Source organism: Pseudomonas sp. HP_12 (assembly GCF_055283955.1).
The window spans coordinates 94,876-108,195 of record NZ_JBTOQG010000009.1; the positions used below are offsets into that span (position 1 = coordinate 94,876).

Genomic DNA, 13,320 nt, shown 5'->3' on the forward strand with positions numbered 1-13,320 from the left:
TTATTCCGAGACAATACTTTTTAGTCGGATGGTTATGCTTTTTCGTTATCAGCAGGCATTTTGCCACCCGGCTACCTGCCCGGTAAGCTCAGGAGCCATTACCGGACCGGCAGATTCAGGTGCTCAGGCAGAATCTCCGCGCCGCTGCTCACCAGCAACGCGAAGTGAATGACGTTCTCCAGCTCTCGTGTGTTGCCCGGCCAGTAATGGGCTTCGAGCACTCTTTGCGCGTCTTCGCTGATCAGCGGCATCTCAAAATCGAAGCGCTGGCTGTAAATCCCCAGGAAGTACTCGGCCAACGGCAGAATGTTGCCGGGCTGTTCGCGCAACGCCGGCAGGTCGAGGCGTCCTTCGTTCAGGTAGCGATAAAGCCGCTCGTGGAATTTGCCAGCGGCGACTGACAGGCGCAGATCGATGCTGGTCGCGGCGACCAGTCTGACGTCGACCTGGCTGGGCTGCGTGGCGCCGACGCGGGTGACTTCGTGGTTTTCCAGCGCTGCCAGCAACTTGATCTGGATCGCCATCGGCAGGTCGGCGATCTCATCCAGGTACAACGTGCCGCCCGTTGCCGAGCCGAACCAGCCTGCCCGACTGCTGGCGGACCCGCTGTAGGCGCCGGCGGCGTAACCGAACAGCTCGGCGTCGGCGTAGGTCGAGCTGATGGCGCCGCAGTTGACCGACACGAATAACCCGGCCCGGTCGCTACCTCGATGAATATGACGCGCCAGCAATTCCTTGCCCGTGCCGGATTCGCCGCGGATCAACACGGGCAAGTCCAGCGGCGCCAGCAGTTCCATCTCTTCGCGCAATTGCCGCGATCGAGGATCGATGAACACCAAGGCCTTGGCGCGGATGCTCAGCGGGCTTTTTTCAGCATCAGGGAAGGTCAACAGCGGGTTGCTCGATAGGTCGGAAAGGCTCATGGCAGGCTCCCGCCCCGGCCATCCATTGACCGAAGCGTTTTTAAAAAAAAGGCCGCAGCGCCTGTCGGTTCACTGCGGCGAAAGTGATCGTGAGAAAAGAGGTCTCAGGCGCAACGACCGTTGCAACTGCGATGGTCATGCGCGGCGGCGGTTGAAATGCTCGATGCGCCCTTGCAGCCGGTACAGATAAGCGAAACCCTGTTCCCAGCGCTGATGCCCAGACTTCACGTTGATATGACCCGCGCCGCTGAGGATGCCGATTTCGGCGCCCCAGTTGCGGGCCATTTCCATCGCGCGCAATGCGCTGACGGCTGAATCGTTATCGGAGCTGACCACTTGGGTCGGGAACGGCAGCAGGTGCACGGGAATCGGCGCGAAATTGCGGATCGCCGGCGGGCAATTGGGGCGCTCGACGTCAGCGGGCGCCACCAGCAGGGCCCCGCGCACCTGACGCAAACTCGCCAGTGGCGCCAGCTGCGCCCAATGGGCAACGGTCACGCAACCCAGGCTGTGGGCGATGAGAATCACCGGGGTGCTGTCAGAGGCGATAGCGCGTTGCAGCTCACCCACCCAATCTTCTCGGCGCGGCTTGAGCCAGTCGGCCTGCTCCACACGCACGCTATTGGGCAGACTGTTCTGCCAATGGGTTTGCCAATGGTCGTCGGCAGATCCTTGCCAGCCTGGCACGATCAGGTAACGGATCGATTCGTTATGCATGGCCTTCGCCTCCTGCATGGTGCGTTCATGGGGGCGAGTATAGGGATCGGACATATATTCGAAAAAGAATAAGAAGCTATTTGTTAATAGCTCGAAAATATATGCCGCAGCTTCAGGGAAAGGCGCAAAAAAAGAGGGCCACCCCCTGCCTTAAAGGGGTGACCCTGAGAATCACGCTGTCTGCCCCCAGCTCGCCGGGGATGAGCAGAGATTAAGGGGCGGTTGTTACAGAAATTTTTATCCGGAGAAATTTCCCACAAGCCGGCGAGACTGGCGCGATGGGCCGCCAAGCATCAACCGCGTGCAGGCTTGAGCACCGCGTCGTTTTCAGTCGTTCGTTCAAAGCGGTTGGCCCGCCCGAAGGTGCCGAAATCATTGAAGCGCACCCCCATTTCGGCCATCACTTTGTGCGCAACGGGTGCCGTCATCTGGCGGATATAGAACGGTTCCTTCACCACAAAGTGATGAATGCCATGGGTGCTGCCGAAGTTGAAGCAGAACGCCTGCATCGGCCACATCCACCACGGATTGAGCACTTGGGTCTGCTGCATGACATTGCCCAGTTCGACGTCGCCGTAGTAATGCATGTTGGAACTGACGAAATGCAGACAGAACGTACGCAGCACGTTCGGACCGACGAGGACCACGACAGCGACGTCGATGACGTGCATGACCGCCAGCGTGTTCGCCGACCAGTCAATCGAGCTGCCCATCAGACCGGCAATGCCATTGGCGGCATGGAAGCCAAGAAACACGTACCACGCGCCCCAATTCAGCAGCGCCAGCGGCGCATAGACGCGCAGGGTGCGCTTGAGAATGCTGAATTTATGCGCCCAGGTTTTCGCCCGCAGCATGCGGATCAGCGACGACATCACGTTATCGCCGACCATCAGCAACCGCGCCAGGCCCCACGGCTCGCCATTGGTAATGGCGCGCTCTTCCATATCTGCCTCGGTGCCGGAGACCTTGTGATGATTGAGGTGCAGGTGCCGACGAATCCAGGGATTGATCGTGCTCGGCCGCGCCATCCAGACCAGCGCCAGCATCAGGTTGTGGGGCACGCGCTGCTTGCGGAAATACATGCTGTGGATCAGGTCGTGTTCAAGCTCATGGGTCAGCGACGCAAAGAACGCATTCAGCAGCAGGCACGCCCACCAGGCCAGGTAACCCCCGATATAGAGCGTCGCGCTGCCAATCATGCCGGCGAGTGCGAAGCACAGGATGCCGGCGCCGATGGCATCCTGGTGCCGCAGCAGCGGATAGCGCTCTCGCAGCGCGGCACCATGGGCGGAAACCACCGCACGAATATGCGCTGATCGTTGTTGTGCATTCAGTCCGGCAGCACTTGCAGAAGTGTCGTGCATGCTTCCATTCTCCGGTTTCAGGATGAAAAAACGTGGCACCACTTTGCCGCTTAAGCCCGGATGCTGCCTGACCGTGAACGCCAATCTGTAGACCGGAAGCGCCAACTTGTATGTCTGAGCCGAGCATCCTCGCCAGCTGGACCCGCGCCCTGCGCAAGCAACTCGATGCCCTCGGCCTCGACAGCCTCGCACTGAGCCGGGCTGCGGGCCTGGATCCGCAGCTGATGGATGACCCCAACGCGCGATACCCGGTGACGGTCACCACCCGTTTTTGGGAACTGGCCGTGCAGGCCAGCGGCGATCCGGCGCTGGGCTTGCGAGTGTCACGGTTCGTCAGCCCGACGACCTTTCATGCACTCGGTTATGCGCTGGTTGCCAGCGGGTCGTTGCGTGAGGTGTTCGAGCGCATCGTGCGTTATCACCCGGTGGTGAGCGACGCGCTGGTCATGAGTTTTGAACGTGTGAACGAGCGTTACGAATTTCGTTTCCGCGTGCCCGACGGCAGTCCGATACCGGCCAATGAGGCCATGGACGCCTTCGCCGCAATCTACGTGCGCACCTGCCGCAACCGCCTGGGGCGTCATTACGCGCCGCTGGCCGTTCACCTGATGCGGCCGCAGCCGGAAGATCCGCAGCCCTGGCATGCCGTCTTTCGTGCGCCGCTGTTCTTCGGTGCGGCGGAGAACCTGCTGATCTTCTCCTGTAAGGATTTCGACAGCCATCTGGACGACGCCAATCCCGAGTTGGCCGAGCATAACGAGGCCGTGCTCAACCGCACCCTCGAACAACTCAGCGCGCTGACCTGGGAGCGCAAGGTGCGCGGCGCCATCGAAACTCAATTGCCGGAAGGCGAGCCGTCCGCCGAGCACATCGCCCACACGCTGCACCTGAGCTTGCGCAGTCTTCAGCGTCATTTGGCCGACGAGGGTTGTCGCTACGATCTGCTGCTCAATCAGTGCCGGCAGAATCTGGCGCTGCAACACATGCGCGACCCCGTTTGCTCGCTCAGTGAAGTGGCCTATCTGCTCGGCTTCGCTGACACCAGCAGTTTCAGCCGCGCGTTCAAGCGCTGGACCGGCATGACGCCCAGCCAGTACCGCGAAGGGATGAATCGCTGACCGGTGACGCCATCACGCGCCTGCGCCGGTCAGGCGATGAAGCGCCGTCTCGCGCAACCATTCGGTGTCCAGCACATGGATCAGGTCGTGATCGCGGCGCACGATTTGCCGTTCGGCGAACGCCCCAAGTACCCGTTCGACCACCTCAGCGCTCAGCCCGAGGCAGCGATTGGAGGCCATGTCGGACAGAGGCACGCTGCGCACCGAACGATCCATCTCGCCGTAGGCCTCGGCCAGCATCAGCAGCCGAAACGCCACGCGTTCCTCGGTGGGCATCAGGGTGATGTCTTCAAGGGCGGGCACGGCGAGCCCGAGCTTGCGCCCCAGCAAATCACGGAAATGCCGCCACAAGGCCGGGTGTTCAGCCAGCAGTTGCTTGATTGGCGCGTGGGGCATGTGCAGGAGAATGACCGCGTCTTGGGCGAAGACATCGTGGGTCGCGGGCAGGCCGTCGAACAACGAGGCTTCGCCAAACCAGAACGGCCGATAGCCTTCTGCCGGGGGCCCGTCTGCTTGCTGCGGTTTGAGGGGATTGATACGCAGCGAGCCCGTGAGCAACGCATACAGGCCGGGCGCCGGATCGCCGCGCTGGAAGATCGATTTGCCGGGCGTCACCCGGCGCTGCCGCATGCCGATCAGCAAGCTATCCTGCAACAGCGCAGGCAGATCGCGGAACCATCGGTCGTTGATAAACCATGAGCGCCATTGGGTTCCATTCGTCATGTGAATCTCCTTTTGATAGCCGGCGTTTTGTTGCAGGCTGAGCCGTGCAGCGGCCTCAGCCAAAAAAAATCAGCGGCATGATCCATGTATCCAGAGAGGAATAACAATGAAAAACCTCGTCGATCACCTCAGCCAGTACGCGGCCTACCACCGCGACACCCGTAACATCGTTACCCACTTCGTCGGCATTCCCCTGATCGTGATCGCCGTGGCCGTGCTGTTGTCACACCCCGGCTGGACCAGTTGGTCCCTCGGCGGGCTTTGGGTGTCGCCGGCCTTGCTGGTGAGTCTGGCGGCGACGTTTTTCTACCTGCGGCTGGACGCCTTCTTCGGCGTGCTGATGGGCGTTCTGCTCGCGCTTTGCCTGTGGCTCGGCGCAAGCCTGGCGCAACAGACCACCATGGTCTGGCTCAGCGCCGGCGTCGGGTTGTTCGTGCTCGGCTGGGCGATTCAGTTTGTGGGCCATTATTACGAGGGCCGCAAGCCGGCGTTTGTCGACGACCTCACAGGCCTGATCATCGGCCCGCTGTTTGTCGTTGCCGAAGCGGCTTTTTTGCTGGGAATGCGAAAGAAGTTGCAACACGCCATTGAGGCGCGGGTGGGCAAGACGCACCGGCGGGATCTGAAAAAAGCGACGGTCTAGAACTGTGTTTAACAACCAATCAGATCGATCGTCGAAGGACATCGCTGATTTCCCTGCGGATGAAGGAATGTGGGAGTGACCGGGATGGCGCTCCACCTTGCTCACGAAGGCTGGATTCCAGCCGCTGAAAATCTAGCGGATGTAATGACCTCTTCGCGAGCAAGCTCGCTCCCACAAGATGTGTATCTACCCCCAGACAGCGCGGTGGCCGAGCTGTCCATTTGATTAGAGAGCGCTTAAATACTCTTGATCAGAGAGCGCCCTAAATACTCTCTCGCTTCTGCCAGACCTTCGGCTTGAAGAACAGCGTTTCTCCCCGCGCCAGCCCTGTCAGGCTGTCGTGGTCTTTCACCACTTCGGCTTCGATCAACTCGGGTTGCCCTTCGACCTTCAGCGTCACCCGCGTCGTGGCGCCCAACGGACGAATATCCCGCACTTCCGCCGCGTGGTGCCCTTCCACTTCATGCCGTGACAACGACACCTCGTGCGGGCGGAACAACACGTGGTTGTCTTCGCCCAGATGCAGACGGTTCGAGTCACCCAGAAAGTGATACACGAAATCGCTGGCCGGGTTCTCATAAACATCCCCGGGCGAACCGATCTGCTCGATCACGCCCTTGTTCATCACCACGATGCGGTCCGCGACTTCCATCGCCTCTTCCTGGTCGTGGGTCACGAACACAGAAGTCAGGTTGATGTCTTCGTGCAGCCGCGCCAGCCAGCGACGCAGCTCCTTGCGTACCTTGGCGTCCAGCGCGCCGAACGGCTCGTCCAGCAGCAGCACTTTGGGTTCCACCGCCAAGGCGCGGGCCAGCGCAATCCGCTGACGCTGACCGCCCGACAATTGCTCCGGATAGCGATCCGACAGCCAGTCCAGCTGCACCATATTCAGCAGCTCATGCACTTTGACCGCGATCTGGCTTTCGTTCGGGCGCTGGTTCTTCGGCTTCATGCGCAGGCCGAAGGCGACGTTGTCGAACACCGTCATGTGGCGGAACAGCGCGTAATGCTGGAAGACGAACCCCACATTGCGATCGCGCACGTCGTGGCCGGAGACATCCTCGCCGTGGAACACGATGCTGCCTTTGTCCGGCGTTTCCAGCCCGGCAATGATGCGCAGCAGCGTGGTCTTGCCACAGCCGGACGGGCCCAACAGCGCCACGAGCTCGCCACTCTGGATATCCAGACTGATGCCGTCGAGGGCCTTGAAGGCGTTGAAATTCTTGCTGACGTTACGGACTTCGATCGACATGAATTATTCCTCCGCCGCGTTTTTGCGCAGACGGCTAATGCGCGCTTCGCTCCACTGCTTGAGCAGCAGGATGAACAGCGCAAGGATCAATAACAGGCTCGCCACGGCAAATGCAGCCACGTGGTTGTACTCGTTGTAGAGAATCTCGACATGCAGCGGCAGGGTGTTGGTCACGCCGCGAATGTGGCCCGAGACCACCGACACCGCGCCAAACTCGCCCATGGCCCGCGCGGTACACAGCACCACGCCGTAGATCAGGCCCCATTTGATATTGGGGACGGTCACATGCCAGAACATCTGCCAGCCATTGGCACCGAGCAGGCGCGCGGCTTCTTCTTCCTGCGTGCCCTGCTCCTGCATCAGCGGGATCAGCTCGCGGGCCACGAACGGCACGGTCACGAAGATGGTCGCCAGCACGATGCCCGGCAGGGCGAAGACGATCTGGATGTCGTGCTCCTGCAGCCAGGGGCCGAACACGCCACGGGCGCCGAACATCAGCACATAAATCAAACCGGCGATCACTGGCGAGACCGAGAACGGCAGGTCGATCAGGGTGACCAGAATCGCCTTGCCGCGGAACGAGTATTTACTCACGCACCAGGCCGCCGCGACGCCGAAGACGACGTTGAGCGGCACCGAAATCAATACAGCCAACACCGTGAGCTTGAGGGCCGACAGTGCATCGGGCTCCAGGATAGCCGCGAAGAATCCGCCGAGGCCGTTGCTCAAACCCTGGCCGATCACCACCACCAGCGGCAGTAGCAGGAAGAACGCGAAGACCAGCCAGCCAAGGCCGATCAGAATGCGCCGCGACACCGCGCTGCCACGACGGGCAGCATTGGCGGAGGACGCTGCAATGAGCGATGAACCAGACATACGTGCGCCTCCTCAGTTAGGGGTTTCGATGCGTCGCTGCAACAGATTGATCAGCAGCAACAGCACGAACGACACCAGCAGCATCATCACGCCAATCGCCGTGGCGCCGGTGTAGTCGTACTGGTCGAGCTTGACCATGATCAGCAGCGGCAGAATTTCGGTCTTCATCGGCATGTTGCCGGCGATGAAAATCACCGAGCCGTATTCACCCACGCCCCGGGCGAAGGCCAGCGCAAAGCCGGTCAGCCAGGCAGGCAACAAGGCCGGCACGAGGATGTGACGGAACACCTGAATGGGTTTGGCGCCAAGGCAGGCCGCCGCTTCTTCGACTTCACGCGGAATGTCCGCCAGCACCGGCTGAACCGTGCGCACCACAAAGGGCATGGTGACGAAGGTCAACGCCAGGGTGATACCGAAGGGGGTGTAGGCAATCTTGATGCCCATATCGGCAGCGAACTGGCCGATGAAACCCGTCGGCGTGTACAGCGCAGTCAGCGCGATACCGGCAACGGCGGTGGGCAATGCGAAGGGCAGATCGATCATCGCGTCGATGATCTTGCGACCGGGGAAGGTGTAACGCACCAGCACCCAGGCCAGCAGGGTGCCGATGATGCCGTTGATGATCGCCGCGAAGAACGCCGTGCCGAAACTCAGCTTGAGCGCTGCAAGCACGCGAGGCGCCGTGACGACGTTCCAGAACTGAACGGCGCTCAGTTGGGAGGCGTGGATGAACATGACCGCAAGCGGTATCAGCACAATCAGACTGAGGTACACCAATGTGTAGCCCAGCGTCAGCCCGAAGCCGGGTATGACGGGGGATATGCGTCGAGACATAAAAGTCCTTGGTTTACACACGTTACCCGGAACAAGTCCGGGTCCATTTATTCCGTGGGGCGCTGCGGTTACTGCGGGATGTAGATCTGATCGAACACACCGCCGTCATCGAAGAACTTGGGCTGAGCCGATTTCCAGCCACCAAAGTCTTTGTCGATGGTCAGCAGATTGAGTTTAGGAAATTGCTTCTCGTACTTGGCGGCTACTTCCGCGTCACGAGGACGATAGAAGTTTTTCGCCGCAATTTCCTGACCTTCCTTGCTGTACAAGTGCTTCAGGTATTCGGTGGCGATTTCGGTGGTGCCGTGCTTCTCGGCGTTCTTCTCGACGACGGCCACTGGAGGCTCGGCCAGAATCGACAGCGAAGGGACGACGATGTCGAACTTGTCCGCGCCGCCGTCTTCTTTAAGGGCCAGGAACGCTTCGTTTTCCCACGCCAGCAACACGTCACCCTGACCGTTGTTGACGAAAGTGATGGTCGAACCGCGTGCGCCGGTATCCAGCACCGGAACGTGCTTGAACAGTTTGCCGATGTAATCCTTGGCCTTGGCTTCGTCGCCGCCATTGGATTTCAAGCCATAGCCGTAAGCCGCCAGGAAATTCCAACGAGCGCCGCCGGATGTTTTCGGGTTGGGCGTGATGACCGATACACCGTCCTTGATCAGGTCGCCCCAGTCATGGATGCCTTTCGGGTTGCCCTTGCGCACCAGGAACACGATGGTCGAGGTGTACGGGGTGCTGGCGTCCGGCAACTTGGTCTGCCAATCCGCAGGAATGGTCTTGCCCAGTTTGGCGATTTCGTCGATGTCGCCGGCCAGCGCCAGGGTCACCACGTCGGCAGGCGAGCCGTCGATCACCGAGCGGCCCTGCTTGCCCGAGCCACCGTGGGACTGGTTGATCTTCACGGTGTCGCCCGGATGGGATTTTTTCCAAAAGTTGATGAATTCGGCGTTGTAGTCCTGATACAGCTCGCGCGTCGGGTCGTACGAGACGTTCAGCAGGGTGAAATCCTTGGCGATAGCAGAACCGGCAAACACCGCACTGGCGAGCGCGGCCAGCGCATAACGACGAATGGACATGAATCAGGCTCCTGGACAAATTTTGTGTTGTTGGCTTTTTCTAGTTTTAGGTCATGCGGTGTTCGTTATGCGGGAGCATGGCTCAGCCCTGCTTGTTGCTCGGGTTTTGCAGACGGAATTTCTCCTTGCGCTCGATCTGCACCACCTGCGCGTTGTGCACCGTGATTTCAACCGCGCCAAAACGCAGGTCACGCAGCGCGCTTTGAATTTCACGCAAAATGCTTGCTTCGTCCTGGCCGTCAACGCTACGTAGAGATGCGCTCATGTTCGTGCTCCTTGAAAGATTTGCCGCAGCGTGGGGGCAGACGCTGCTTGTGGCGTGAGCGCGATATTAGAGAGGCAGAGATATTCTTAAAAATACTATTTAAGAATGCAGATATAACCAAAAGGAATTTGCGCCTGAGGTTGGCCGGGAACCACCGATAAAGCGGTTCTGAACGTGTGGCGCGCGCCACACGGCTGTGTCAGGCAGAGACAAACACCGGCGCATGCTGCCAGTTGATCTGTTCCGCCGGCATGGGGCGCGCGAACCAATAGCCCTGCCCCAGTTCGCAATTGTGCTTCAGCAGAAAACCGGCCTGACTGGCCTGCTCAATGCCTTCTGCCAGCACGCGCATGCCCATGGCGCGCGCCAGGGCAATGATGGCGTTGACGATCGCGATGTCGTCATCGTCGTCCGGCAACCCGGCCACAAACCCTTGATCGATTTTCAGTTTCTGCACCGGCATGCGCTTGAGCCGCAGCAGTGACGAGTACCCCGTGCCGAAATCGTCGATGGACAGTTTCAGACCCAGATCCCGCAGACGGTGCATCTGCTCGATGGCCTGATCAGGGTCGTCCATGATCGCGCTTTCGGTCACCTCAAGCTCCAGAAACTCCGGTGCCAGACCAGTTTCGTTCAGCACCTTGGCCACCCGGCGATCAAGATCACCGCGTCCGAACAACCGGCTGGACACGTTGACCGCGACGAAGGCGATATTCACACCCTGCGCCAGCCACTCGCCCATCTGCCGGCAGGCTTCTGTCAGCACCCAGTTGTCGATGTCGGCGATCAGCCCGCTTTGCTCGGCGATGGGGATGAATTCACCCGGCGAGACCATGCCGCGCGCGGGGTGCTGCCAGCGCACCAGTGCCTCGACGCCCTCGATGCAGCGGCTGTGGAGGTTATGGATCGGCTGATAAAAGACCCGCAGCTCGTTCTCCTCGACGGCCTGTCGCAGCTCGGCCGCCAACTCGACGCGGCGCTGGGCGTGGGCGGTCAGTTCGGCGGTGTACATCGCGTAGCTTTCACGGCCTTGATGCTTGGCCTGTGACAGCGCGGCGTCGGCATTGCGCAGCAGTTGCTCGGCGGTCAGCGCATCCTGGGGAAAGATGCTGATGCCGACGCTGGCGGTGAGAAACAGCGATTGCCCACTGACCAGAAAAGGCTCGCGCAGCCCTTCCAGAATGCTCTGCGCCAGTTCGGCGGATTGCGCGACCTGCTGGGCATTTTCGAGCAGAATCGCGAATTCGTCGCCGCCCAGACGGGCCAGCGTGACGCCCTTTTCCAGATGGATTTGCAGCCGCTCGGCGGCGGCTTTCAGCACTTCGTCCCCAGCGTTGTGGCCAAGGCTTTCGTTGATGTGCTTGAAGTGATCGAGATCGACGAGCAGAAGCGCCAGGGTGCGTTTATTGCGGCGTGCGTGGGTGTGAGCCTGCTCGGCACGGTCGGTGAACAGCAGGCGATTGGGCAGACCGGTCAAAGGATCGTAATGGGCCAGATGCGCCAGCTCTCGCTCGGAATGCTTGATCGAAGAAATATCGGAAAACACGGCGACGAACTGTGTGATTTCGCCTTGCTCGTCCCGGATCGGACGAATGCTCTGCCACTGCGGGTAGATCTCGCCGCTTTTACGCCGGTTCCAGATCTCGCCGCTCCACTGCCCGGCGCTGAGGATGGTCTTGAACATCCGTTCGTAGAACTCGGGGCCATGGCGGCCTGACTTGAACGTGCTCGGCCGCAAACCCACCACTTCGTCCTGCTGATACCCGGTGATCTCGCTGAAGGCACGGTTCACGTGGACGATCACGCCCGTGGCATCGGTGACCAGCACGCCTTCCAGCGTGGTGTCGAATACGGCCGCTGCCAGTCGCAGACGCTGCATGTCCTCATGCCGGCGCGCCAGCTCGGTGACGCCCATGAATCGCAGCAGCCGCGAGCGAGCCAGATAGATCAGCACTGCGCTGACGGCCAGCCAGAGATAACCGCCGGTCTGTTGCGCTCGCGCCAGCACGGTCGCGTCCTCGATCAGCCGCGGCAGTAAGTAGTCACTGATCGCCAGCCACACCATCGACAAAAGCCCGTACAACGTTGCGGTGCGTAGCGCATCCCGGGTAATGCTCGACATAGAAAGAAACAACCTTGCGAAAGTCGGAAATTATAGAACAAGAAACATCTTGCGACGCTTCTCTGAAAGACCGACTGTTTTTATCTGTGAGCTAAGTGATAATGCCCGCTTCTGTCTCAGGGTCTGCTCAGGCGGATCCGTACATTGCACGCGTTACAACCGAGGGCAAATCAGCCTATGTGGAACAACGGTCTGCTCGACCTTTCCGTCTGGCAATTGGTCGCAGTCACCCTGGCGATGACACACGTCACCATCGTCGGCGTCACGGTCTATCTCCATCGCTATTCAGCGCATCGCTCCCTGGAACTCAACGCAGGGCTCAAGCACTTTTTCCGTTTCTGGCTGTGGCTTACCACGGCGCAGAACACCCGCGAGTGGACCGCTATCCACCGCAAGCACCACGCCAAATGCGAAACCGTCGATGATCCGCACAGCCCGGTCATCAAGGGTCTGTCGACCGTGCTGCGCAAAGGCGCCGAGCTATACCGCGCCGAAGCGGAGAACCCCGAGACGCTGCGCATCTACGGTAAAAACTGCCCCGAGGACTGGATCGAGCGCAACCTGTATTCGCGCTATCCACTGCTAGGCGTCGCGCTCATGGGCGTGATCGATCTGGCGCTGTTTGGCGTCATCGGCATCACCGTCTGGGCGATCCAGATGATGTGGATTCCTGTATGGGCAGCGGGTGTGGTCAATGGCCTCGGCCACGCGGTCGGCTATCGCAACTTCGAATGCCGCGACGCTGCCACCAATCTGGTGCCCTGGGGCATTTTGATCGGCGGCGAAGAGCTGCATAACAACCACCACACCTACCCCAACTCGGCCAAGCTGTCGGTCAAGCGCTGGGAGTTCGACATGGGCTGGGCGTGGATCAAAGTGTTCAGCTGGTTGCGCCTGGCGAAGGTGCAGCGGGTCGCGCCGATCGCGCACCGTGTGGAAGGCAAGGGCCATCTGGACATGGACACGGCGATGGCCATCCTCAACAACCGTTTCCAGATCATGGCTCAGTACCGCAAGCTGGTCATTGCGCCGTTGGTCGCGCAGGAACTGGCCAAAGCCGATGCATCCGTGCGTCACCAGTTCCGCCGCGCCAAACGCCTGCTTTCCCGCGAGCCAAGCCTGCTGGAAGACAAGCATCAAGCGCGCATCCAGACCATGCTGGAGCACAGTCAGGCACTGAAAGTGATCTACGAAAAACGCCTGGCGCTGCAGCAGATCTGGGCAAAGACCAGCAGCAATGGTCACGACATGCTGGCGGCCATCAAGGACTGGGTCCACGAGGCGGAAGCCAGCGGTATTCAGTCGCTGCGTGACTTCGCCGATCAGCTGAAAACCTACTCGCTGCGGCCTCATCACGCCTGATGCCGTTGATCGGTGACCATTCGTCCGAGTGGCACCGATCGG

12 protein-coding genes and 1 pseudogene are annotated in these 13,320 nt (G+C 60.4%); 3 read left to right on the forward strand and 10 right to left on the reverse strand.

The features are described from left to right. Positions 1 to 107 precede the first annotated feature (107 nt). The 3 genes and pseudogenes from ACYASU_RS08710 to ACYASU_RS08720 all read right to left on the reverse strand — a co-directional run. A pseudogene (locus tag ACYASU_RS08710) lies at positions 108 to 923 on the reverse strand (sigma 54-interacting transcriptional regulator); the annotation flags it as partial. Positions 924 to 1,058: 135 nt separating this feature from the next. Further along, positions 1,059 to 1,640 (reverse strand): alpha/beta hydrolase, encoded by a 582-nt coding sequence (locus ACYASU_RS08715; protein ID WP_463582540.1) that lies wholly within the window; start codon positions 1,638 to 1,640, stop codon positions 1,059 to 1,061. Between the two features lie 293 nt (positions 1,641 to 1,933). Continuing rightward, on the reverse strand, positions 1,934 to 3,004 hold the full coding sequence (locus ACYASU_RS08720; protein WP_192173038.1) for a fatty acid desaturase: 1,071 nt from the start codon (positions 3,002 to 3,004) through the stop codon (positions 1,934 to 1,936). A gap of 110 nt (positions 3,005 to 3,114) precedes the next feature. Here ACYASU_RS08720 and ACYASU_RS08725 point away from each other — a divergent pair, with 110 nt between their 5' ends. Continuing rightward, positions 3,115 to 4,122 carry an AraC family transcriptional regulator gene (locus ACYASU_RS08725; protein WP_463582541.1) on the forward strand — a complete coding sequence of 336 codons (1,008 nt, stop codon included), beginning with the start codon at positions 3,115 to 3,117 and terminating at the stop codon, positions 4,120 to 4,122. A 12-nt stretch (positions 4,123 to 4,134) separates the two neighbouring features. On the opposite strand, the gene ACYASU_RS08730 is transcribed toward ACYASU_RS08725, so the two are convergent. After that, on the reverse strand, positions 4,135 to 4,845 hold the full coding sequence (locus ACYASU_RS08730) for a Crp/Fnr family transcriptional regulator (RefSeq protein ID WP_463582542.1): 711 nt from the start codon (positions 4,843 to 4,845) through the stop codon (positions 4,135 to 4,137). 106 nt (positions 4,846 to 4,951) lie between these two features. On the opposite strand from ACYASU_RS08730, the gene ACYASU_RS08735 reads away from it, so the two are divergent. Continuing rightward, the gene (locus ACYASU_RS08735) at positions 4,952 to 5,488 is read left to right on the forward strand and encodes an Mpo1 family 2-hydroxy fatty acid dioxygenase (protein ID WP_463582543.1); all 537 of its coding nucleotides are present in this window, start codon (positions 4,952 to 4,954) and stop codon (positions 5,486 to 5,488) included. A 262-nt stretch (positions 5,489 to 5,750) separates the two neighbouring features. Here the strand turns inward: ACYASU_RS08735 and ACYASU_RS08740 are convergent, their stop codons facing one another. The 6 genes from ACYASU_RS08740 to dibA all read right to left on the reverse strand — a co-directional run bounded on the left by ACYASU_RS08740 (position 5,751) and on the right by dibA (position 11,916). After that, positions 5,751 to 6,740 (reverse strand): sulfate/molybdate ABC transporter ATP-binding protein, encoded by a 990-nt coding sequence (locus tag ACYASU_RS08740; protein WP_172610084.1) that lies wholly within the window; start codon positions 6,738 to 6,740, stop codon positions 5,751 to 5,753. A gap of 3 nt (positions 6,741 to 6,743) precedes the next feature. Continuing rightward, complete coding sequence (gene cysW / locus ACYASU_RS08745) at positions 6,744 to 7,616, reverse strand: sulfate ABC transporter permease subunit CysW (protein ID WP_463582544.1); 873 nt, start codon at positions 7,614 to 7,616, stop codon at positions 6,744 to 6,746. 12 nt (positions 7,617 to 7,628) lie between these two features. Beyond that, positions 7,629 to 8,450: a sulfate ABC transporter permease subunit CysT gene (cysT, locus tag ACYASU_RS08750; protein ID WP_463582545.1), complete on the reverse strand. Its 822-nt coding sequence runs from the start codon at positions 8,448 to 8,450 to the stop codon at positions 7,629 to 7,631. A 68-nt stretch (positions 8,451 to 8,518) separates the two neighbouring features. Further along, on the reverse strand, positions 8,519 to 9,529 hold the full coding sequence (locus ACYASU_RS08755) for a sulfate ABC transporter substrate-binding protein (protein ID WP_463582546.1): 1,011 nt from the start codon (positions 9,527 to 9,529) through the stop codon (positions 8,519 to 8,521). A gap of 82 nt (positions 9,530 to 9,611) precedes the next feature. Beyond that, positions 9,612 to 9,794, reverse strand: coding sequence for a sulfur starvation response protein OscA (gene oscA, locus ACYASU_RS08760; protein ID WP_065990977.1), 183 nt, complete (start codon positions 9,792 to 9,794; stop codon positions 9,612 to 9,614). A 199-nt stretch (positions 9,795 to 9,993) separates the two neighbouring features. Then, on the reverse strand, positions 9,994 to 11,916 hold the full coding sequence (gene dibA / locus ACYASU_RS08765) for a phosphodiesterase DibA (protein WP_463582547.1): 1,923 nt from the start codon (positions 11,914 to 11,916) through the stop codon (positions 9,994 to 9,996). A 177-nt stretch (positions 11,917 to 12,093) separates the two neighbouring features. On the opposite strand from dibA, the gene desA reads away from it, so the two are divergent. After that, entirely contained in the window at positions 12,094 to 13,278 is a 1,185-nt protein-coding gene (gene desA / locus ACYASU_RS08770) for a delta-9 fatty acid desaturase DesA (protein WP_133775675.1), read from the forward strand. Positions 13,279 to 13,320: the final 42 nt, after the last annotated feature.

What these genes read in the sequence shown, in the direction of transcription:
- ACYASU_RS08715 (WP_463582540.1), bottom strand. Translation starts at nt 1,640, where the DNA reads ATGCATAACGAATCGATCCGTTACCTGATCGTGCCAGGCTGGCAAGGA.
- ACYASU_RS08720 (WP_192173038.1), bottom strand. Translation starts at nt 3,004, where the DNA reads ATGCACGACACTTCTGCAAGTGCTGCCGGACTGAATGCACAACAACGA.
- ACYASU_RS08725 (WP_463582541.1), top strand. Translation starts at nt 3,115, where the DNA reads ATGTCTGAGCCGAGCATCCTCGCCAGCTGGACCCGCGCCCTGCGCAAG.
- ACYASU_RS08730 (WP_463582542.1), bottom strand. Translation starts at nt 4,845, where the DNA reads ATGACGAATGGAACCCAATGGCGCTCATGGTTTATCAACGACCGATGG.
- ACYASU_RS08735 (WP_463582543.1), top strand. Translation starts at nt 4,952, where the DNA reads ATGAAAAACCTCGTCGATCACCTCAGCCAGTACGCGGCCTACCACCGC.
- ACYASU_RS08740 (WP_172610084.1), bottom strand. Translation starts at nt 6,740, where the DNA reads ATGTCGATCGAAGTCCGTAACGTCAGCAAGAATTTCAACGCCTTCAAG.
- cysW (WP_463582544.1), bottom strand. Translation starts at nt 7,616, where the DNA reads ATGTCTGGTTCATCGCTCATTGCAGCGTCCTCCGCCAATGCTGCCCGT.
- cysT (WP_463582545.1), bottom strand. Translation starts at nt 8,450, where the DNA reads ATGTCTCGACGCATATCCCCCGTCATACCCGGCTTCGGGCTGACGCTG.
- ACYASU_RS08755 (WP_463582546.1), bottom strand. Translation starts at nt 9,529, where the DNA reads ATGTCCATTCGTCGTTATGCGCTGGCCGCGCTCGCCAGTGCGGTGTTT.
- oscA (WP_065990977.1), bottom strand. Translation starts at nt 9,794, where the DNA reads ATGAGCGCATCTCTACGTAGCGTTGACGGCCAGGACGAAGCAAGCATT.
- dibA (WP_463582547.1), bottom strand. Translation starts at nt 11,916, where the DNA reads ATGTCGAGCATTACCCGGGATGCGCTACGCACCGCAACGTTGTACGGG.
- desA (WP_133775675.1), top strand. Translation starts at nt 12,094, where the DNA reads ATGTGGAACAACGGTCTGCTCGACCTTTCCGTCTGGCAATTGGTCGCA.